Annotated in this window: 16 protein-coding genes and 1 pseudogene; 10 read left to right on the forward strand and 7 right to left on the reverse strand. The window is 73.0% G+C overall.

The annotated features are described in order from the left end of the window. The 4 genes from FM110_RS01110 to FM110_RS01130 all read left to right on the forward strand — a co-directional run. A partial coding sequence (locus tag FM110_RS01110) for an ABC transporter ATP-binding protein (protein WP_327230238.1) occupies positions 1-921 on the forward strand: 921 nt, incomplete at its 5' end. Between the two features lie 109 nt (positions 922-1,030). Beyond that, a complete protein-coding gene (locus FM110_RS01115) occupies positions 1,031-1,849 on the forward strand; it encodes an ABC transporter permease (protein ID WP_087101859.1) in 819 nt (272 codons plus the stop codon). A gap of 289 nt (positions 1,850-2,138) precedes the next feature. Next, positions 2,139-3,386 carry a sensor histidine kinase gene (locus FM110_RS01125; protein ID WP_234991822.1) on the forward strand — a complete coding sequence of 416 codons (1,248 nt, stop codon included), beginning with the start codon at positions 2,139-2,141 and terminating at the stop codon, positions 3,384-3,386. Beyond that, a complete protein-coding gene (locus FM110_RS01130; protein WP_087101865.1) occupies positions 3,383-4,018 on the forward strand; it encodes a response regulator transcription factor in 636 nt (211 codons plus the stop codon). The genes FM110_RS01125 and FM110_RS01130 overlap by 4 nt, the downstream gene beginning before the upstream one ends. A 13-nt stretch (positions 4,019-4,031) precedes the next feature. Here FM110_RS01130 and FM110_RS01135 read toward each other — a convergent pair whose 3' ends face one another. Then, positions 4,032-4,439 (reverse strand): DUF1304 domain-containing protein, encoded by a 408-nt coding sequence (locus FM110_RS01135; protein WP_087101889.1) that lies wholly within the window; start codon positions 4,437-4,439, stop codon positions 4,032-4,034. A 35-nt stretch (positions 4,440-4,474) separates the two neighbouring features. Between FM110_RS01135 and FM110_RS01140 the strand changes: the two genes are divergently transcribed. Further along, complete coding sequence (locus tag FM110_RS01140; RefSeq protein WP_087101866.1) at positions 4,475-6,355, forward strand: ABC transporter ATP-binding protein; 1,881 nt, start codon at positions 4,475-4,477, stop codon at positions 6,353-6,355. Between the two features lie 439 nt (positions 6,356-6,794). On the opposite strand, the gene FM110_RS01145 is transcribed toward FM110_RS01140, so the two are convergent. Continuing rightward, a complete protein-coding gene (locus tag FM110_RS01145) occupies positions 6,795-7,634 on the reverse strand; it encodes an NAD(P)-dependent oxidoreductase (RefSeq protein WP_087101868.1) in 840 nt (279 codons plus the stop codon). A gap of 53 nt (positions 7,635-7,687) precedes the next feature. On the opposite strand from FM110_RS01145, the gene FM110_RS01150 reads away from it, so the two are divergent. Next, positions 7,688-8,527: a sulfurtransferase gene (locus tag FM110_RS01150; protein WP_087101870.1), complete on the forward strand. Its 840-nt coding sequence runs from the start codon at positions 7,688-7,690 to the stop codon at positions 8,525-8,527. Between the two features lie 145 nt (positions 8,528-8,672). On the opposite strand, the gene FM110_RS01155 is transcribed toward FM110_RS01150, so the two are convergent. After that, complete coding sequence (locus FM110_RS01155; protein ID WP_087101872.1) at positions 8,673-9,314, reverse strand: hypothetical protein; 642 nt, start codon at positions 9,312-9,314, stop codon at positions 8,673-8,675. Between the two features lie 187 nt (positions 9,315-9,501). On the opposite strand from FM110_RS01155, the gene FM110_RS01160 reads away from it, so the two are divergent. Together FM110_RS01160 and FM110_RS01165 are read left to right on the forward strand one after the other, a co-directional pair. Then, positions 9,502-10,437 (forward strand): NAD(P)-dependent oxidoreductase, encoded by a 936-nt coding sequence (locus FM110_RS01160; protein ID WP_087101874.1) that lies wholly within the window; start codon positions 9,502-9,504, stop codon positions 10,435-10,437. A gap of 286 nt (positions 10,438-10,723) precedes the next feature. Next, entirely contained in the window at positions 10,724-12,682 is a 1,959-nt protein-coding gene (locus FM110_RS01165) for a BCCT family transporter (RefSeq protein ID WP_087101876.1), read from the forward strand. Positions 12,683-12,812: 130 nt separating this feature from the next. On the opposite strand, the gene FM110_RS01170 is transcribed toward FM110_RS01165, so the two are convergent. Together FM110_RS01170 and mtnN are read right to left on the reverse strand one after the other, a co-directional pair. Further along, entirely contained in the window at positions 12,813-14,630 is a 1,818-nt protein-coding gene (locus FM110_RS01170; protein WP_159457941.1) for a BCCT family transporter, read from the reverse strand. A gap of 411 nt (positions 14,631-15,041) precedes the next feature. Beyond that, positions 15,042-15,800 (reverse strand): 5'-methylthioadenosine/S-adenosylhomocysteine nucleosidase, encoded by a 759-nt coding sequence (mtnN, locus tag FM110_RS01175; RefSeq protein ID WP_087101880.1) that lies wholly within the window; start codon positions 15,798-15,800, stop codon positions 15,042-15,044. A gap of 79 nt (positions 15,801-15,879) precedes the next feature. Here mtnN and FM110_RS01180 point away from each other — a divergent pair, with 79 nt between their 5' ends. Continuing rightward, positions 15,880-16,791 (forward strand): alpha/beta hydrolase fold domain-containing protein, encoded by a 912-nt coding sequence (locus tag FM110_RS01180; RefSeq protein WP_087101882.1) that lies wholly within the window; start codon positions 15,880-15,882, stop codon positions 16,789-16,791. A 13-nt stretch (positions 16,792-16,804) separates the two neighbouring features. Here the strand turns inward: FM110_RS01180 and FM110_RS01185 are convergent, their stop codons facing one another. Then, positions 16,805-17,578 carry a lysoplasmalogenase family protein gene (locus FM110_RS01185; RefSeq protein WP_087101884.1) on the reverse strand — a complete coding sequence of 258 codons (774 nt, stop codon included), beginning with the start codon at positions 17,576-17,578 and terminating at the stop codon, positions 16,805-16,807. A 161-nt stretch (positions 17,579-17,739) separates the two neighbouring features. Beyond that, the gene (argS, locus tag FM110_RS01190) at positions 17,740-19,473 is read right to left on the reverse strand and encodes an arginine--tRNA ligase (protein WP_087101885.1); all 1,734 of its coding nucleotides are present in this window, start codon (positions 19,471-19,473) and stop codon (positions 17,740-17,742) included. A 147-nt stretch (positions 19,474-19,620) separates the two neighbouring features. On the opposite strand from argS, the pseudogene FM110_RS14375 reads away from it, so the two are divergent. Continuing rightward, positions 19,621-19,987, forward strand: a pseudogene (locus FM110_RS14375) (hypothetical protein); the annotation flags it as partial.

The following is a 19,987-nucleotide window of genomic DNA, read 5'->3' on the forward strand; positions in this document are numbered from 1 at the left end:
CCCGTCGCCCCCGCTGCCGCGCCCGCCATCGAGCTCGTCGGCCTCACCAAGCGCTTCGGCGCCCAGACCGCCGTCGACGGCATCGACCTCACCGTCCCGCGCGGCCAGATCCTCGCGCTGCTGGGCCCCAACGGCGCCGGGAAGTCCACCACCACCGAGATGATCCTGGGCCTGACCGCGCCCGACGCCGGCACGGTCCGCGTCTGCGGCACCGATCCGCACCGCGCGACCGAGAACGGCCTGGTCGGGGCGATGCTCCAGAACGGCCGCCTGCTGGCCGACGTCCCCGTGGGCACCATGCTGAACCTGGTCGCCGGGGTCTGCGCCCACCCGCTGCCCGTGGCCGAGGTGATCGAGCGCGCCGACGTCGCCCACCTGCTGCGCAAGTCCACCTCGCGCCTGTCCGGCGGCGAGGCCCAGCGGGTGCGCTTCGCCCTTGCGCTCCTCCCGGACCCGGACCTGATCCTGCTGGACGAGCCGACCGTCGCGATGGACGTCGAGACCCGCCGCGCGTTCTGGGAGCGCATGCGCCACGTCGCCGCGGAGGGCCGCACCATCGTCTTCGCCACCCACTACCTCGAGGAGGCCGATCAGCAGGCCGGGCGCATCGTGGTCCTGGCCGACGGGCGCATCGTCGCCGACGGCACGGGCGAGGAGATCAAGGCCGCGCTCGGCGGGCGCACCATCACCCTCGCCGGATCGGCCGACGCCCTCGGCGACCTCCCCGGCGTCACCGAGGCGGTGGTGCTGGAGGACGGGCGCGTACGCCTGGCCGTGACCGACTCCGACGCCGTCCTCGCGGCCCTGTTCGCGCCTGACGGCCCGGCCACCCGCGGCGAGGTGCACGACGTGGCCGTCGCGGCGCCGAGCCTCGAGGACGCCTTCGTCCGCCTCACGTCCCACGACCGCGCAACGGCCTGAACGCGGCTGATCGGCTTCACCGCCTCAGCCACGTGAACCGGGCCGACCCACCGCGCATCATCACCGCCTTTCGACCCACCGCCTCACAACCCCAGGAGACCTGATCCCCATGACCACTGCCACCGCCCCCGCCCCCAGCGCTTCTCGCGCCCGCACGCCCATCCCCGCCGCCCGGCCCGTCACGTCCCCTGCCCGCCGCGCCGCGCGCTACGCGCTCGCCAACACCGGCGTGACCCTCCGCAACGGCGCCTTCATGTTCTTCACCGTCGCCCTGCCCACGGCCATGTTCCTCATGTTCAACACGATCTACGGCGCGGAGGCCGAAGGCGCCGCGGGCGTCGCGATCATGACGAACATGGCGGCCTACGGCTCCCTCGGCGGTGCGCTGAGCGCCGGAGCCCTGCTGCAGACCGAGCGCATGAGCGGCTGGCTGCGCCAGCTCACCGTCGCCGGGCTGGACCCGCGCGGCTTCGTCGTCGGCAAGATCGTTGCCGGCATGGCGGTGATCCTCCCGGCCCTGCTGGTGGTGGTCGGCGTGGGCCTCACGATCGGCGGGGTGGACCTGTCCCTCGGCCGCGCCGCCCTCGTGATCGCGGTGCTGTGGGCGGCGCTGCTGCCGATGATCATCCTGGGCCTGGTGGTCGCGCTCGTGCTTCCCGTCAACGCGGTCCAGGGCGCCTCGACGATCGTGCTGATGGTGCTCGCGCTCGTCGGCGGCCTCTGGTTCCCCTACGACTTCTTCCCCGCGTGGCTGCAGGGCGTCGCGGACTGGACGCCCACGCGGGCGATCAGCCTCCTGGGCACGTGGGCGGCCTTCGGCGGCGATCTGCCGCTGCGGGGCCTGGTGGTGCTGGGCCTGTGGTCGCTGGGCCTCGCAATGCTCGCCTCGTTCCTGTTCCGCCGGGCCGCCCGCACCTCTCAGCGCTGATGATCGCGGAGTCCTCCGCGCCCCGACGGACGGGCGGCGCAGGCGAGATCCCGGACGCGTGCTCGATCGTCGGGGCCGCCTGCGAGAATCAGCAGGGCACGACGATCGATGCCGATGCGCCCGGCCGTGTCGGACCGTCCGCGTCCGTCCTGCGCCCGGAGGACTCGGCGCGCACGACGGCGGCACGCGTCGGGGCAGCAGAGCGCACGGCGAACGGGGGAGGGGCACGATGAGGTCCGGCGATGCGACATCGTCCTGCGAACGCCCGCCGCGGCGGCCCCGCCGTCGCGTGCAGGAGGTCAGCAGCGACGGGGCCGACGGGCTCCCGCCGTTCGGGCTGCGCGGCCTGCTCCAGGTCGCGCAGGAGACCGGGGCGTTCTGGCCCACGGCCACGGGCCTCATCTTCCTGCTGTTCATGATCGTCCCGGCCTGGCAGAGCTACACCGTGCCGCGGGCGCTGGGCACGACGGTCGCCTCTCTCGTCTTCGGGGCCCTCTACCTGGCCACGCCCGGGGTCCGCGCGTACTCGCGGCGCATCCGCCTGACCTGGCTCGCCCTGATCTGGCTCGACCTGATCGTGCTGGGCCTGTTCATCGGCCAGGACGTCGTCTTCATGGTCATGTACGTCGTGATCGTCCACGGGGTCCTGCTGCCGTGGACGACCAGCCGCGTGGTCGTCCCCGTGCTCGGGATGATCGGCCTGGCCTGGGGCTTCATCGTCGGCGAGCAGTTCGCGGTCTTCCTCGCGATCGGCGGGGTCATCTTCGCGCTGTCCATCGCCTTCGGCATCCAGCGCTCCATCCTCGAGGGGCGGGTCGAGCGCGCCGAGCAGCGCAGCGCGGTCCTCGCCGTCGCGGCGGAGCGCGAGCGCATCGGCCGCGACCTCCACGACATCCTGGGGCATTCGCTGACCACGATCACGGTCTCCGCGCAGCTCGCCCAGCGCCTCCTCGAGGCCGACCCTGCGGCGGCCCGCGAGCAGCTCGCCGAGATCGAGCGGATCTCCCGCCAGTCCCTGGCCGATGTGCGCGCGACCGCCAGCGGCATGCAGCAGGTGCGCGCGGCGACCGAGATCGCGAGCGCACGCAGCGTGCTGATCGCCGCCGGGATCGAGGTCGACGCGCCGGTGACCCTGCCCGCCCTGCCCGACGACCGCGCCGAGCTCCTGGGCTACGCGATCCGCGAGGGCATCACCAACGTGGTGCGCCACTCCCGGGCGACGCGCTGCACGATCACGCTGGACGAGTGCTCCGCGACCGTCGCCGATGACGGCGTGGGGCTCCCCCGCGGCGCTGCGCGCACGGGCCTGGCCGGTCTGCAGAGCCGCCTCGAGGAGGCCGGTGGAACCCTCGTGGTCGGCCCCGGTCCCGACGGCGGCACCGTGCTGCGGGCCGAGCTGCCCGATGGCGGTCCTGCCGGTGCCGAGCACAAGGTGGTGATGGTCGGCACGGCACCCGACCGCGGGCCTGCTGCCGAGGCCGCCCGAGATCGGACCGGGGTCGCCCCGGCGCAGGCTGTCGAAGGAGACGAGAGATGACCGCCCACCCGATCCGCGTGGCCCTGGCCGACGACCAGGCGATCCTCCGCCGTGGGCTGGCCGCCCTGCTGGGCCTCGAGCACGACATCGAGGTGGTCGCCGAGGCCGAGACCTGCGCCGGCACCGTCGCCGCCGTCGCCGAGCACCGCCCCGACGTGCTGCTGCTGGACGTGCAGATGCCCGCCGGCTCCGACGCCCCCGGCACGCCGGCCGACGGCCTCGAGGTCGCCTCCGCGCTCGCCGGGATGGGCGTGCGGATCATCGTGCTGACCACCTTCGGTCGCGCCGGCTACCTGCGCCGCACCCTGGAGACCGGGGCCAGCGGGTTCATGGTCAAGGACGCGCCGGTCGAGCAGCTGGTCGACGCGATCCGCCGCGTCCACCAGGGCCTGCGCGTCGTGGATCCCGAGCTCGCCGCCCAGTCGCTCGCGAGCGGCCCCAACCCGCTCACGGCGAAGGAGGCGGAGGTGCTGCGGGCGGCGTCCCGCGGCGGCTCGACGGCGGACATCGCCGCCCGCGTGTTCCTGTCCGAGGGCACCGTGCGCAACCACGTCTCGAGCGCGATCGGCAAGCTGGGCGTCACCAACCGCGCCGAGGCCGTCCGCGCCGCCACCGACGCGGGGTGGCTGTAAGGGACGCCCCGCGTCAGGAGGCCAGCAGGCCGATCGTGACGAGCGCCGTCGCCAGCAGCGGCAGCGTGCCCTGCTTGATCGCCGCCGCGCGCTTGTCGGGGAACGCCGTGAACAGGACGATCGCCGCGGCCAGCATCGACACGACGCCCGCCAGCACCAGCGTCGCACCGACGGCGCGATGCCCGAGGGCCACGAGGAGCACGCCCAGGCCCGCGGCGATCGCGAGGAACAGGTTGTAGAAGCCCTGGTTGTAGGCGAGCGGCCGCGTGAGCTCGACCTCCGCATCCGTCGCGGGACCGAAGGTGCGCCGCGCCGCGGGGCCGTCCCACGCGACCGACTCCATCCAGAAGATGAACACATGCAGGGCGGCGGCGAGGGCCGCGAGGGCGAGTCCGGTGACGAGAGCGACAGAGCTGAGCATGGGCCCAGTCTGCCCCGCGCCCATACCCTGGAGGGGTGTCGTCCCTCCTGCGCATCGTACGTTTCACACGTGACCTCTGGCCGCTCTACCTCGTGATCATCGCGTGCTCGATCCTGACCGCCGCGACCGGTCTCGCGGTGCCGTTCATCATCGGACGCGCCACCGACACCGTGACCCAGGCGGTCGCGGGCGACATCACCGTGCCGAGCGCCACCACGACCGTGCTGTGGCTGGCCCTGGCGATGCTCGCCGCCGAGCTCGGCTCCACCGTCATCGCGAACGTCGGCGGCTGGTACGGCGACGTCATGGCCAACCGGATGCGCACCATCCTGTCGGTCCGCTACTTCGAGAAGCTCCTGAACCTGCCCCAGCGCTGGTTCGACGTCGAGCTCACCGGCACGATCGTCTCGCGCCTGAACCGCTCGATCACCGAGGTCACGAACTTCGCCAAGACGATGTCGAACTCGTTCGCGTCGATGCTGCTGACCACCCTGGCGGTGCTCGTGATCTCCGCCTGGTACGCGTGGCCGCTCGCCGCCCTGCTGCTGGTCATCTTCCCGATCTACATCTGGCTCACCGCGCTGACCTCGAAGAAGTGGCAGCGCCTCGAGGGGGAGAAGAACACCGAGATCGACCTCGCCGGCGGACGCTTCGCCGAGGTCATCGGGCAGATCCGGGTGGTGAAGTCCTTCGTGCGCGAGCGCGGCGAGCTCGAGCTGTTCACCCGCCGCTTCCGCGCCACCGACGCGACCACGCGCGCCCAGGCCACGCACTGGCACGGCATGGACGTGCTGCGCCGGGCCGCCCTGAACCTCGTCTTCTTCGGGATCTACCTCATCATCTTCCTGCACACCGTCTCCGGGCGCTTCACCCTCGGGGAGATGGTGCTGCTGATCCAGCTGATGGGCATGGCCCGCCAGCCCGTGCAGTCGATGAGCTGGGTCATCGACTCCGCCCAGCACGCGATCGCCGGGTCCCGCGACTACTTCCGCGTCCTGGAGACCCCCACCGACGACCGCCGCCTGGTGGCCGTCGACCCCGCCTCCGGCACGGTCGTCGAGACCGAGGCGAGCGGTGCTGCGGTGCGCGATGTCGAGCACGTGCCCGCCGACGCCGAGGCCGCCCGCGCCGCCCTCGCCCCCGTCGCGGGGGAGCCCGCCATCGCCTTCGAGGACGTCACCTTCGCCTACGAGCACGGCGAGGACGTGCTCCACGCGATCACCTTCGACGTGGCTCGCGGCGAGAAGGTGGCTCTGGTCGGGGAGTCCGGCGGCGGCAAATCCACCATCGTGAACCTGCTGCTGGGGCTGTTCCCCGTCGGCTCTGGAAGCGTCCGCGTCGCCGGGCACGACGTCACCGAGCTGCCGCTGGAGACGCTGCGGCGCGGCATCGGTGTCGTCTTCCAGGACGCCTCGCTGTTCTCCGGCACCATCGAGGAGAACATCGCCTACGGCCGCCCCGGGGCGACGCCCGAGCAGATCCGCGACGCCGCCCGGCGCGCCAACGCCGACCGCTTCATCGAGCGCTTCCCCGACGGGTACGCGACCGTGATCGGCGAGCGCGGCCTGCGCCTGTCGGGCGGGCAGCGCCAGCGCATCGCCGTGGCCCGCGCGATCCTCAAGGACGCCCCGATCCTGGTGCTCGACGAGGCCACGAGCGCCCTGGACACCAAGGCCGAGCGCAACGTGCAGGCCGGGCTCGACGAGCTCATGGCCGGGCGCACCTCGCTGATCATCGCCCACCGGCTCTCGACCATCGCGGGCGTGGACCGGATCGTCACCCTCGAGGACGGCCGCATCGACGAGATCGGCACCCCCGCCGAGCTCGCCGCGTCCGGCGGGATCTACGCCCAGCTGCTCGCCCTGCAGGACTCGGGGGAGAAGAAGGCGCTCGCGAAGTTCGACATCACGGGCTGAGTCGGTGTCGCCGGCTGAGTCGGTATGACGGGATGGCTCGACCTCACGGGCTGGTCGGGGCTCGTCGCGCCGACTGCTTCGACGGCACGAGCTGACCGCGGCGTACGACCCCACCGGCTGTTTCGGGGAACTGGCTGACCGCGGCGCACCTCATCACCGGCTGCTTCGGCGCCCTGGCTGACCCGCGGTGCACGTCATCACGGGACTGCTTCGACTCCGCGAGCTGGCCGGGGGCGGGCGGCGGCGGTGCTGCCCGGGCGCTGTGACAGGCACTCTCGGAACCGGCGCGACAAAGATGGGCGTCAGAGAGCCGGTCGCCTGCATATATGCGGGTCACCGGCTCCCTGACGCCCATCTTTGCGCCGAGCCCGTGGAGAGGCGCATGGCGGCCACCCCGGTGCTGCGTCCCTTCGAGTGCTGCGGCTGCCCCGGCGCCGCGTCAGCCCCGGGCGTCGGGGCGGAGGATCGCCGAGAAGTCGTGCTCGCCGCGCCCGGCCTCCTGCTGGCCCTCGAGGGAGCCGAGGGCCGCGCGGACGGCGGGCAGGTCGCGCTCGGAGGTCGCGAGCATCAGACGCGCATCCTTCGCGATCGCGTCGACGGTGAAGTCGCCGCCGGCGGTGTCCCGCTCGCCGCGCACGAACGGTCCCTTCATGCCCGCGATGAACGCCAGACCCGTCGAGCCGAGCAGGTCGAGAGTCTCGGCCGGGTCGATCCCGCAGGCCTCGCCCAGGTCGAGGGCCTCGCGCAGTCCCTCGGCGCTCACGGCGAGCGCGAGGTTCGCCAGCAGCTTCGCCGCCGCGGCCTTCGCGGCGGAGTCGACGCCGCGCAGGCGCTCGGGATCAGCCCACGGCGCGGCGATGCGCAGGCCCAGTGCGCGCAGCTCCTCATCGGGCGTGCCGACGTAGACGCCGAGCTTCCCCGCACGCGCGGGACCGAGCGTCCCGACCACCGGCGCGGCGATGTACGTGGGGACGACGCTCGCGAACTCCTCGGCGTCGGCGGGGGAGACGGTGGTGGTGTCGAGCCACGGGACGCCCTCGTCGATCAGGCCCGGCTGGATCACGGTCTCGCGCACGGCGTCGGGCCCGAACAGGGCGGTGATCACCAGCTCGGCTCCGTCGACGGCCTCCTGCGCGGTCTCCGTCGTGCGCGCCCCGGCCTCGACGAGGCGCTGCGTGCGCTCAACGGTGCGGTTCCACGCCACCACCTCGTGGTCGGCGAGCAGGTGCAGGGCCAGCTCGGTGCCCATCCGTCCGGTTCCCAGGAATGCGATCTTCATGGCTCCAGTGTGCCCGGTCTCGCTTGTCGTCCTCTGCTCGTACCCTGTCCGGCATGAGCACCGTCGAGCGCCCGCGCCCCGTCATCGCCCCTGTCGTCCGCACCGTTCCGGACGGTGCGCGCCTGGTCGACATCCGCTGGGCGCTCGACGGCTCGAAGGGGCGCGGCACCTACCTGGCCGGGCACCTCCCCGGCGCCGTCTACGTGGATCTGGGCGCGGACCTCGCCGCGGCCCCGAGCCCTGAGCGGGGCCGCCATCCCCTACCGGATCCGGAGGCCTTCGCCCGGGGGATGGAGCGCGCGGGGATCTCCGACGGCGACATCGTCATCGCCTATGACGACGCCGACGGATCGCAGGCCTCGCGCCTGGTGTGGATGCTGCGGGCGCTCGGCCGGGAGGCCGCGCTGCTCGACGGCGGCCTGCGCGCCTGGACCGCGAGCGGCGGAGCGCTCGAGACCGATGATGTGCGCCCGGAGCCCGGCTCCTTCACCCCGCGCCCCTGGGGCGCAGACGTGATCGCCCAGCCCGACGAGGCCGCCGACGGTCCCTCCACCGTGATCGATGCCCGCGCCGCCGAGCGCTACCGCGGCGAGACGGAGCCGATCGACCCGCGCGCGGGGCACATCCCGGGCGCGATCAGCGTGCCGTACTCCGGGAATGTCGATGCCGACGGCCGCTTCCTGGCCGCCGCGGACCTGCGCCGACGCTTCGCCGCGGCGGGCGTGCCGGTCGACGGCTCCGACGTGATCGTCTACTGCGGCTCGGGGGTCACCGCGACGCACGACCTGCTGGCCCTCGAGCTCGCAGGGATCCGCGGACGCCTCCTGCCCGGCTCCTGGTCGCAGTGGAGCGCTGACCCGTCGCGCGCGGTCGCGACGGGGCCGATGCCCTGACCGGTCCCGGCGCCGATGCCCTGACCGGTCCCGGGGCCGACGGCTTGAGCGGTCCCGGGGCCGATGCCCTGAGCGGTCCCGGGGGCGACGGCTTGAGCGGTCCCGGGGGCGACGGTTTGAGCGGTCCCGGGGCGTCGTCCTGGCGTCAGGCCCCCTCGGGGGTCGTCGTCGGGGCCTCGCCCGCGGTCCACGAGAGCTCGCCGGAGTCCATGCGCTCGAGCAGGCGCGACAGCCAGCGGAACTCGGCCATGAGCAGCGCGCGGCGGTAGTCGGCCTGCAGGCCGTACGCCTCCGACAGGCCGCGCCGTGCGGCGGTGCGGATGCGCGTGGTGAGCTCCCCGGTGGCGGCGTCGAGCGCGGCCAGGCGGCGGGTGAGGGCGGCACGGGCGATGTCGGGGGAGACGGCCGGGGCGGTCAGCAGCGCGAGGTCGAAGGCCGGGCGCTCGGGGTCGTGCGCGGCGAGCGCGGCGGCCGTCCAGGCGATGAGCGCGTCGTGACCGGCCTCGGTGAGCTCGAGCGCGGTCGCACCGGTCGCCCAGCCGTGGCCCCGGACCTCGGCGACGGCCTCGCCCAGGGCATCCTCGTCCCACGCCACCAGGCGGTCCTGGCGCCGCGAGGTCAGCTGCTCGCGCAGTGCCGCCTGGGTCGCGGGCGCCTCCGCGAGCAGGGCGAGGACCGAGACGGCCAGGGGGCTCGGAGTGCGGGCGTCATCATCGAGCCCCTCGGCGCGGGCGTCGTCGCGCCCGTCGGCGCGGTCGGGGTTGCGGGGCGGCAGCGGTGCTTCCATGGCTCCACGGTAGCCGCCGGAGTGACGACGGCCGCCGGAGAGACGACAGCCGCCGGAGAGACGACAGCCGCCGGAGGTCCGGCAGCGGCTGGGGGACCGGCAGGCTCCAGAGGACCGGCAGGCTCCGGGGGACCGGCAGGCTCCAGAGGACCGGCAGGGTCCGGAAAACCGGCGATAGCCTGCCCGCATGAGGAAGATCCTGCTGCCCGACACCCTGACCGACACGCCCGCCCTTCCCGCGGGGTGGGAGGCGGCCGTGATCGATGCCCGCGCCGAGATCCCCGCCGAGCACCGCGATGCCGAGCTGCTCGTGGTCTGGGGGGCCTCGCGCGCGCACCTGGCCTCCGCCGCGCGCGATCTGCCTCGACTGCGCCTCGTGCAGTCCCTCGCCGCCGGGATCGAGGGGATCCTCGCGGCGGGCTTCCGCGACGACGTGGAGATCCGCAGCGGTGCGGGCCTGCACTCGCCGACGGTCACCGAGCACACGATCGGCCTGCTGCTCGCGCTCGTCCGCTCCCTGCCGGAGTCCCTCGAGGCCCAGCACCGCGGTCAGTGGGCCTCCCATCTGGGCGGCCTGCGCGAGCTGCACCCGGAGGGCCAGCTCACGACGCTGCTCGGCGCGCGCGTGCTGATCTGGGGCTTCGGCGACATCGGCCGCACCCTCGCCCCGATCCTCGCGGCGCTGGGCGCGCAGGTGCGCGGCGCCGCCCGCACCGCCGGCGAGCGCGGCGGCTTCGAGGTGATCGCCACCGAGGACGTCCCGTCCGCCCTTCCGGACACCGACGTGCTCATCGACATCCTCCCGGCGACCGAGCAGACCCGTCACGCCGTCGACGCCGCAGTGCTCGCCGCGCTGCCCGATCACGCGCTGGTGGTCAACGTCGGCCGCGGGGCGACCCTGGACCAGGACGCGCTGCGGGCGGCCCTCGAGGCCGGGACCATCGGCGGCGCGGCCCTGGACGTCACCGATCCCGAGCCGCTGCCCGAGGGCGACCCGCTGTGGTCGGCGCCGCGGCTGATCATCACCCCGCACGCCGCCGGCGGTCGGCCCGTCGGCGCGGCCGCGCGCATCGAGGAGGCCCTGCGGGACCTCGACGGCGCCCCGCCCGCGACGGAGGCCTGAGCGGACGTCTCGAGGACGCGGGCGCGGGGTGCGCGGCCCCTCGCGCGCACCCTCGCGCGGCCCCTCGCGCGGCCCCGGGGACGGCCGGCCACCCTCGTACCGTCCCCTCGGAACACCCTCTTGTGGATGCGCTATTCGCAACAGATGCTCCAAGCGCGAACAAACCCTTCCCATGAGCCCGGTGATGTGAGTAGGGTCACGCCAATCTGCGGGGGATCCGACGAAGATGTCCGATCCCGCCTTCCGCAGGCGAGATGCCCAGACCCTCCCCGGACCGAGGTGGCCCATGAGCACTGCAGAGACCAAGGACCTCATCGACAAGCTCGATGCGTCCACCGCCGCGACCCGGGGGCAGATCCCGGTGCGCCGAGGGATCGACGGCGTCGTCTTCGGCGTCGCCGCCGCGATCGCCATCGCCTTCGTCGCCTGGGGCGTGATCTCCCCGGAGGGCATCGGCGAGGCCGCATCGAACCTCCTCGGTGCCACCATGGACGACTTCGGCTGGCTCTACGTCTGCGCCGCGACGGTGTTCACGGTCTTCGTGATCGTCGTGGCCGCGAGCCGCTTCGGCGACATCCCGCTCGGCAAGGACGGCGAGGCCCCGGAGTTCAGGACCAGCTCGTGGATCGCGATGATGTTCGCGACCGGCATGGGCATCGGCCTCATCTTCTACGGTGTCGGCGAGCCGCTCTTCTTCTACATGTCGCCCCCGCCGGGTACGGTCGAGGCCGGTGATCCGGGCGCGGCGGCGATCGCGATGAGCCAGACCCACTTCCACTGGACCATCTACCCGTGGGCGAACTTCGCGATCGTCGGCCTCGGCATCGCCTACGGCACTTTCCGCCTGGGACGCTCCCAGCTGTTCTCCGCCCTGTTCGCCGGCCTCTTCGGCGAGCGCGTCACCTACAGCATCGGCGGGAAGATCATCAACATCCTGGCCATCCTCGCGACGCTGTTCGGCTCTGCCTGCTCGCTGGGCCTCGGAGCCCTGCAGATCGGCGGCGGCATCGAGTCCAGCGGCCTCATGTCCGAGGTCACGAGCCCGGTGCTCGTGGTGATCATTGCGATCCTCACCGCCGCCTTCGTCGCCTCCGCGGTGTCCGGCATCGAGAAGGGCATCCAGGCGCTGTCGAACATCAACATGGTGCTGGGCCTGCTGCTCGCGGTGATCGTGTTCATCGGCGGCCCCACCCTGTTCATCCTGAACATCATCCCCTCGGGCGTCGGCGCCTTCGTCGAGCAGCTGCCGACGATGGCGTCCCGTACGGCGGCCAACGGGGCCGATGACATGGCTTCCTGGCTGTCCGGCTGGACCATCTTCTACTGGGCGTGGTGGATCTCCTGGGCCCCCTTCGTGGGCCTGTTCATCGCCCGCATCTCGCGCGGGCGCACCATCCGCCAGTTCGTCGTCGGCGTGCTGCTCGTGCCGTCCGCCGTGTCGGTGATCTGGTTCAGCATCTTCGGCGGCGCGGCCATCGGCCTGCAGCAGCGTGCCGAGGCGGCGGGGGACACGGCGAGGATGCTCGCGGCCTCGGCGGACGAGATCGGCTTCGACACCGTGCTGTTCGACCTGCTGCGCCTGCTGCCGGTCCCGAGCGCCGTGCACCTGATCCTGATCGTCGTGGCCGTCATCCTCATCGCGATCTTCTTCGTGACCGGTGCCGATTCCGCCTCGATCGTCATGGGCGGGCTGTCGGAGAACGGCGTCGAGGAGCCGAAGAAGTGGCTGATCGTGTTCTGGGGCGGCGCGGTGGGCGCCGTCGCGGCGATCATGCTGCTGGCCGGAGGGCACGACCCGTCGGCGGCCCTCAACGGACTGAAGAACATCACGATCGCCTCGTCGCTGCCGTTCCTCTTCGTGATGCTGCTGCTGTGCGTCTCGCTGTGGAAGGACCTCTCGCGGGATCCGCTGGTGATCCGCCATCGGCTCGCGAATAAGGTGCTCGTGGAGTCGGTGAGCGACGCCGTCGAGATGTACGACGGCGAAGTGTTCCGCCTGCACACGCGCACCGGTGCGCTTCCCGTCCTCGCGCAGGTCGACGAGGCGGAGCTCGCTGCGCTCGACGGGCATGCACCCGGCCGTGAGGCATCGGAGGACCTCTCCGCGGAGGGTGTCGAGCCCCAGCTCGCCGAGCCGGACGGCGTCGAGCCCAGTGGCGACCCCGATGATCCGCAAGCGGGCGAGGGTCGCTCGCGGTCGGCGGGAGCGGGGGCCGACGGCCCACCCGTTGACACAGCCCGCTGACGCTGCCTGCTGGCCCCGTCTGCCGGCCAGCGCCCGCAGACGCCGACGAGCCCCGACCGGATCCGTTCCGGCCGGGGCTCGTCGCTGTCATCGCTCCTCGCTCAGCCCCGCTGGGCCGAGCAGTGCCGGTTCAACGGCGGCGCTTGAGGGAGCGTCGACGGCCAGGGCGGCCCTTCGCGCCGCCAGCGCCGTCCTCCCCGGGGTCGACGACCGGGATCGCGCCGGTCTCGTCCAGGGTCGTCATGACTTGGTCGTGGACGCGGTCGGTGAAGTCGTCCCCGAACTCCTCGATGAACTCGCGCTGGCGCAGCTTGAGCTCGAGGCGCTCCATGACCCGCACCTCCCGCGACAGCGAGCGGTACGTCGAGTGCATCATCCCGAGCATCACCAGCGAGAACGGTGCGGCGGCCAGCAGGGTGAGCGCCTGCAGTGCCGTCATGCCGGAGGCGTCGCCGCCCGTCATGATGCCGACGCCGATCAGGGCCGCGGCGATCACGCCCGAGGCGCTGGCCCAGAAGATGCGGGTGATCCGCGGGGGGTGCGGATCGCCGCGGTGGGCGATCATGGCGACCACGAACGCGCCGGAGTCCGCCGAGGTGATGAAGAAGATCGTCACCAGCAGGATCGCCAAGCCCGAGAGGACGGGGCCGCCGGGCAGGTTCGCGAACATGTCGAAGAGGGCCACGTTCGGGTCGATCGTGCCGTCGTCCTGGCGCAGGTCGAGCCCGCGCAGCACCATCTGCGAGATCGCGGTGCCGCCCATGATCGTGAACCACAGGATGGTCACGAGGGTCGGGACCAGGAGCACGCCGACGATGAACTCGCGCACGGTGCGGCCGCGCGAGATGCGGGCGATGAACACGCCCACGAACGGCGACCAGGAGATCCACCAGCCCCAGTAGTTCACGGTCCAGCCGTTGAGCCACTCGGCGCCCTGGGAGCCGAAGAACGGCATGGTCTGGAACGACAGCTGGATGAAGTTGGCGATGTAGTAGCCGATGCCCGCGACGACGTCGCGCAGCAGGAACAGGGTGGGCCCGAGGATCAGGATCGCCACCATGAGCAGGGCGGCCAGCGCCATGTTCGCGTTGGGCAGCATCTTGATGCCCTTGTCGACGCCGGAGGCGGCGGACAGCGTCGCGAGCGCCGTGATCACCACGACGAATACGACCTTCAGCCACTCCATGCCCTCGGGGATGACGCCGATGTGCTGGAGGCCGGCGAAGATCTGGTTGACGCCGAAGCCGAGCGAGGTGGCGACGCCGAAGAGGGTGCCGACGACGGCGGTGATGTCGATGACGTCGCCGATCCAGGTGTCGGTGCGGCGTCCCAGCACGGGCTCGAGGGCCCAGCGGATCGAGATGGGGCGGCCGCGGCGGTGGGTCGCGTAGGCGACGGCGAGGCCGACGATGACGTAGATGCCCCAGGCGTGCAGGCCCCAGTGCAGGAAGGTCTGGCCCATGGCGGCCTGTGCGCGCTCCTGCTCGGGCAGGCCCGTGATGGTGGGCGGGATGGTGCCCTCGCCGGCGAAGAAGCTCAGCGGCTCGGCGGCGCCCCAGAACACCAGGCCGATGCCCATGCCGGCGGCGAAGAGCATCGAGAACCAGGAGAACAGGCCGTACTCGGGCTCCTCGTCGTCGCGGCCCAGGCGCACCTCGCCCAGGCGGGAGAGGGCGACGAACAGGCCGAAGCCGACGAACAGCGTGACGATGAGGACGTAGTACCAGCCGATGCCCTGGACCACGGCCGTGTTGACGAAGCCGATGAAGGCGTTGAACGCGTCGGGCAGGAGGAGGGCGAGGGCGACGGCCACGAGGACGATGCCGCCGCTGACGAAGAAGACGGGCTTGGACAGCCCGTACTGGTGGCGCCCGGAGGACGCGGACGTGGGTGCGGGGTCGCCGGGCGGTGCGCTCTCGGCGGACACGGTGCTGGGTGAGGAGGTCATGCATCCCTTTCGGATCGCTCGTGCTGGGTGCTGACGCAGCGGCCCCGCTGGGCGGGGACGGGGCCATCCGGTCCCGAGCCGCAGGGGCTCGAGGGACTGCGTTCACGGGCGACCGGACGGCAGGTGCTCGACGGGCGCGGGGCATCGTCGACGCTGCGTGCTCGCGGCGCTGGGGGAGCGGCGCGCCGCCCGGGCAGGGTGCGCCCAGACGGGAAGGACTTCTTGCACGGTAGGGGGAGCCGGGTGGAGGAGTCGAAACCGCGTCTGCAATATGGACTAACAGTCCATATATCGAGACGCGCGCGCCCGATCTGCATGCGGACGCCCGAACAATCCCGATCGTCCTCTCCGGTGGCGCCACGTGGGCCGCGTCGCGCGGCCCCGCGGGGTCAGGCGTGCGCCCCCGCGGGATCAGAGCGCGGCGATGAGCCGCTCCACCGCCGCGGCTGAGGTCTCGGCGGCCACCTCGATCTCGAGATGGAACTGCTGATCTGCCGCAGGCCCGCACAGGTCGGAGACCGCGCGCAGCACCGCGACGGGGACGCCGAGGGCGGTGCAGGTCTGGACGATCGCCGTGGTCTCCATGTCGGCTGTCAGCGCCTGCGGGAAGCGCTCGCGCATCGGGGCGGCCAGGGGAGCGGTCACGAACGCATCGCCCGACAGCATCTCGCCGACGCGCGCCCCCGGGCCCGCCGCCTCCCGGGCGAGCGAGAGCAGCGCGGGATCTGCGGCGAAGGCCTCCGGCTGGCCCGGCACCTGCCCGGCCGCGTACCCGAAGGCGGTCGCATCCGCGATCGAGTAGCGGAAGGCCTCGCCCACCACGAGGGTGCCCACCTCAATATCGGCGGCCAGTCCGCCGGCGGAGCCCGCGCTGATCACCGCGGCGGGCGCGTGCGCGAGCACGCCCCAGGTCGTCGCCGCCGTCGCCGCCGCGATGCCGATCCCGCAGGTCACCACGATCGTCTCGCGTCCGGCGAGCGCGCCGCGCACCGCGGTCACGGGACGCTCGGCCCCCGGGAACGGGGTGGGGAGCTCGCGGGCGTCGTCGAGGCGGGCGACGAGCGGGCCGGCCTCCTCCGCCATGGCGGCGAGGACGAGCACGGGGGCGGCGGAGAGCGGCAGGGTGGAGGGTACGGCGGAGGGCACGGCGGAGGGCGCGTCAGAGGGCATGGCGCCAGCGTAGTCAGCTCGCTCCGATGCCCCCGCGCTACAGTGGCCGCGATCCCGGCAGCGGCGTGAGGAGCAGGACATGGGCAGGATCCGCAGCGAAGTGCGCGAGGCCGCGACCGTGGGGGCCCGCGCCGTCTACCGCACCCCCGTCCCCCCCGCCGTCTACACGCACGCCCTGCGCGAGGCACGTCGGCCCCTGCCCCCGGGCGGCGTCCAGAAGGCCCACGCGATCGATCTCGAGATGATCGACCGCACGCGCTGCGTCTGGCTGGATCGCCACAAGGCCGACCGCGGCGTGATCGTCCACCTCCACGGCGGCGCCTACGTCTCCGGCCCGTTCATGGGGGACTGGGAGTGGTTGTCCGGCCGGGCTGACGCGCTCGACTGCGCCGGTCTCATGGTCGACTACCGCTTCGCCCCCGACCACCAGCACCCCGTCGCCCTCGACGACATCGAGGCCGTGCTGCGGGCGCTGGCCGCCGGTGGCCTGCTCGACGGGCGCTGGGTCCTCAGCGGCCAGAACGCCGGTGGCGGGCTCGCCCTCACGGTGGCGCGGCGACTGGCCGAGGGGGCCGTGGACGCCCCCGCGCCCGCGGGTGTGATCGTCATGGCGCCGTGGCTGGACCTCGCCAACGACAACGCCCGCATCCAGGAGACCGGTCAGCGCGACCCCTACCACGAGCACCGCATGCTGGATGCGGCCGCCGCCTCGTACGCAGGCCGCACGCCGCTGGGGGATCCCGACCTGTCGCCCATCAACGCCGACCTCTCCGTTCTCGGGCCCCTGCACCTGACCGCCGGCACGAAGGACGTGTTCCTCACCGACGCGCGCGTGCTCAAGGCGCGCCTGAGCGAGCAGGACGTGGACCTGCGCTACCGCGAGATCGCCGGACGCATCGGATCGCTCGTGCGCCTGCGCCGCGGCGAGGACATGAAGCGGATGCTCGACGAGCAGACCGACTTCCTCCGCGAGGTGCTGCAGGGCGCCTGACGGACGCCGATCGTCAGTCGGCGATGACGAGCGTAGCCCCGCCGGATGCGGGCAGCGCGGAGGCATCGGGCGCCCGCGGGGCGGCGCGGAGGATGCCGACGAGCAGGAAGGCGTGGCCCAGGAAGTAGCTGGCCATGATCCACACCTCGTGATGGGGCACCCAGGCGCCGCTGAGGAACCAGCTCATGCCGAGCACCGAGCTCGACAGCAGGAACAGGGTGCCGCCCACCCAGGTCAGGGAGTTCACCCCGGCGGCGAGGAAGGCCATCGCCGCGAGGGCCACCGCGTACAGGAGCACCGGGACGGCGAGGTCGCCCGCCCCGTCGAAGCACGCGATGTACAGGCCGATCACCACCCCCGCGTACGGCACCGCCATGAGCATGCGCAGGCTGTCGCGCACCTGCAGCCAGAGGGGCCGCAGCGCCGCCGCATATGCGATCATCGCCAGGCCGAAGGCGAGCGCCGAGCCCAGGCGGCTGTCCAGCGGCAGATGCGGGGGCAGGGTGTCACCGACCCAGGCGAGGGCGACGCCGATGGTCGCCAGGACGGTCGTCGTGCTCCAGGTGCGGATGGAGGCGACGAAGGCGAGGAGCAGGAAGGTCGCGGCCAGCGGCTGGGCGATGCGGCACAGGCCCGTCTGCTCGGCCAGGAGGCCGTAGAGGTTCGCGGCGGCGAACAGGCCGAAGCCGACCCACGCGACGATGCCGATCAGCGTGCGCGGGGGAGGCGGGACGCTGAGCCCGGCCACCGGATGCACCGGCGCCTTCGGCGTGCTGATCTCCCCCATACGGCCAGCGTACGGGCCGGATGCTGGCCGCCGATAGACGAAGTCACCTCGTGGTCGGCCACGGTTCGGTCACGGTTCAGACGCGGGCGCGTCTGCCCGAGGGCGGGGGCCCGTGTCACATGCGGGCCGGGGCCCGTGTCACATGCGAGCGGGCGCCCGTGTCACATGCGGGTCGGCGCCTCGACGCCCAGCAGGTCCAGGCCCTGCACGAGCACCCGCTCGGTGAGCGCCGCGAGCGCCAGACGGCCCGCGCGGACCTCGTCGTCGGCCTCCTTGAGGATCGGGCAGGCCTCGTAGAAGCCGGTGAACGCCTGCGCCGTCGCGAACAGGTACGCGGCGATGCGGTGCGGCTCGAGCGTGCGCGCCGTCGTCTCGACCATCGGCCCGAACTCCAGCAGCTGCAGCGCCAGCGCCCGCTCCGCCGGATCCACCACCCGCGGCGCCTCGGCCGGGACCAGGCCCTGCTCGGCGGCGCGGCGGCCGATCGACCGGATGCGCGCCACCGCGTACTGCAGGTACGGGGCCGTGTTGCCCGTCAGCGCGAGCATCCGGTCCATGTCGAACACGTAGTCGCTGTCGTGTGCGGTGGACAGGTCCGCGTACTTGACCGAGCCGATGCCGATCTGCCGGGCGATCTCGGCGCGCTCGTCCTCCGGCAGCTCCGGCTGCAGCTCGTCGATCACGCCTCGGGCCTTGGCCACCGCATCGTCCAGCAGCTCCATCAGGCGCAGCGAGGCGCCCGAGCGGGTGCGCAGGATCTTGCCGTCCTCGCCCAGGACCGACCCGATCTTCACGTGCACCGCCTCGACGTCCTCGGGCAGCCAGCCGGCCTCCCGCGCGGCGGCGAACACCATCTGGAAATGCAGCTCCTGGGCCGTGCCCACCACGTAGGCGATGCGGTCGGCATGCAGCTCGTCGACCCGGCGGCGGATCGCCGCGAAGTCCGTCGTCGCGTAGCCGTAGCCGCCGTCGGACTTGCGGATGATCAGCGGCAGCGGCTGCTCGTCGCGGCCCGTGAAGCCCGCGGGGAACACGCACAGGGCGCCGTCGGAGACGCGCGCCTGCCCCGTCGCCTCCAGGTCGGCGCACACGCCGGGCAGGGCGTCGTTGTACGTCGACTCGCCCGCGAGATCCGCGTCCGTGAGCGTCACGCCCAGCGCGTCGTAGATCCGGTGGAAGTAGCCCTTGGACATGTCCACCAGGCGCGACCAGATCGCCAGGGTGTCCGCGTCGCCGGCCTGCAGGGTCGCCACGCGGGCCCGGGCGCGGGTCGCGAAGGCCGCGTCCTCGTCGAACTTCGTGCGCGCCGCCTGGTAGAAGGCGTTGGGGTCCGTGGCCAGCAGCGCCGCCTCGGCGGAGTCCTCGCCCACGTCCAGTAGGTGCTCGATGAGCATCCCGAACGGCGTGCCCCAGTCGCCCAGGTGGTTCTGCCGGATGACCGTGTGCCCCACGTGCTCGAGCGTGCGCGCGAGCGAGTCGCCGACGACCGTGGTCCGCAGATGGCCCACGTGCATCTCCTTGGCCACGTTCGGCGAGGAGTAGTCGATGACCACGCGCTGCGGCGCCGGGGAGGGCACGCCCAGGCGCTCGTCCGTCGCCATCTCCGCGGCCTGCGCGGCCACCCAGTCCGTGCGCAGGCGGATGTTCAGGAAGCCCGGCCCCGCGACCTCGAGCGGCTCGGCGATGTCGTCCAGCTCGACCGCGTCGACGATCCGCTGGGCGATGTCCCGCGGCTTCGCGCCCACGCGCTTGGCCAGCCCCATCGCCGCATTGCACTGGAAGTCGGCGAACTGCGACGGGCGGATGATCGGGTCCGCGTCGGCGAACTCCGGTCCGAAGGCGGCGACGAACGCGGCCTGGAAGCGTGCGGTGAGGGCGATCTCGGGGGCGGTCATGCGCACCAGGGTAGTGCGGCGCGACCTGCGCGCACCGCGCCGCGAGGTCGGGTGTGCCGAGCATCGCCCCGTGCGCGCGGCGCGCCAGCGCCAGCCGGGCCCCGAAGGCTCCTAGGATCGACCAGGACCTAGCAGTGGGGGGAGCGGATGACCGGCCGAGACGGACGAGGCGACGACAGCGACTGGATCTTCCATGCCGATCCGGGCACGCTGCCCACCGATCGGCTGCCCGGGCGCGAGGACATCGCGCGCGCCACCTCCCCGCTCGCGCCCACCGGGCCCATCCCCGTCGTCCCGGGCCCCAGCGGCGACCCCGCCGCAGGGGCGGACGCCTCCGCCGATGCCGACGCACGGGCCTCGTCCGCCGACCCGACGCGGACGGCCGACCCGACGCGGACGGCCGACCCGGCGACCGCGGGTCTCGGCGGCGCGTCCCCGGCCGGCTCGCCCAGCTACGCGCGCGCACGGCGTCCCACCAGGACAGCGCGGCGAAGCGCGACGGCAGGGAGAGCAC

The organism is Brachybacterium nesterenkovii, from assembly GCF_900163655.1.
GTDB lineage: Bacteria > Actinomycetota > Actinomycetes > Actinomycetales > Dermabacteraceae > Brachybacterium > Brachybacterium nesterenkovii.

Bases quoted from the DNA above. Each gene is read 5' to 3' on its own strand.
- FM110_RS01115 (WP_087101859.1), top strand. From the start codon at position 1,031: ATGACCACTGCCACCGCCCCCGCCCCCAGCGCTTCTCGCGCCCGCACG.
- FM110_RS01130 (WP_087101865.1), top strand. From the start codon at position 3,383: ATGACCGCCCACCCGATCCGCGTGGCCCTGGCCGACGACCAGGCGATC.
- FM110_RS01135 (WP_087101889.1), bottom strand. From the start codon at position 4,439: ATGCTCAGCTCTGTCGCTCTCGTCACCGGACTCGCCCTCGCGGCCCTC.
- FM110_RS01145 (WP_087101868.1), bottom strand. From the start codon at position 7,634: ATGAAGATCGCATTCCTGGGAACCGGACGGATGGGCACCGAGCTGGCC.
- FM110_RS01150 (WP_087101870.1), top strand. From the start codon at position 7,688: ATGAGCACCGTCGAGCGCCCGCGCCCCGTCATCGCCCCTGTCGTCCGC.
- FM110_RS01155 (WP_087101872.1), bottom strand. From the start codon at position 9,314: ATGGAAGCACCGCTGCCGCCCCGCAACCCCGACCGCGCCGACGGGCGC.
- FM110_RS01160 (WP_087101874.1), top strand. From the start codon at position 9,502: ATGAGGAAGATCCTGCTGCCCGACACCCTGACCGACACGCCCGCCCTT.
- FM110_RS01165 (WP_087101876.1), top strand. From the start codon at position 10,724: ATGAGCACTGCAGAGACCAAGGACCTCATCGACAAGCTCGATGCGTCC.
- FM110_RS01170 (WP_159457941.1), bottom strand. From the start codon at position 14,630: ATGACCTCCTCACCCAGCACCGTGTCCGCCGAGAGCGCACCGCCCGGC.
- mtnN (WP_087101880.1), bottom strand. From the start codon at position 15,800: ATGCCCTCTGACGCGCCCTCCGCCGTGCCCTCCGCCGTACCCTCCACC.
- FM110_RS01180 (WP_087101882.1), top strand. From the start codon at position 15,880: ATGGGCAGGATCCGCAGCGAAGTGCGCGAGGCCGCGACCGTGGGGGCC.
- FM110_RS01185 (WP_087101884.1), bottom strand. From the start codon at position 17,578: ATGGGGGAGATCAGCACGCCGAAGGCGCCGGTGCATCCGGTGGCCGGG.
- argS (WP_087101885.1), bottom strand. From the start codon at position 19,473: ATGACCGCCCCCGAGATCGCCCTCACCGCACGCTTCCAGGCCGCGTTC.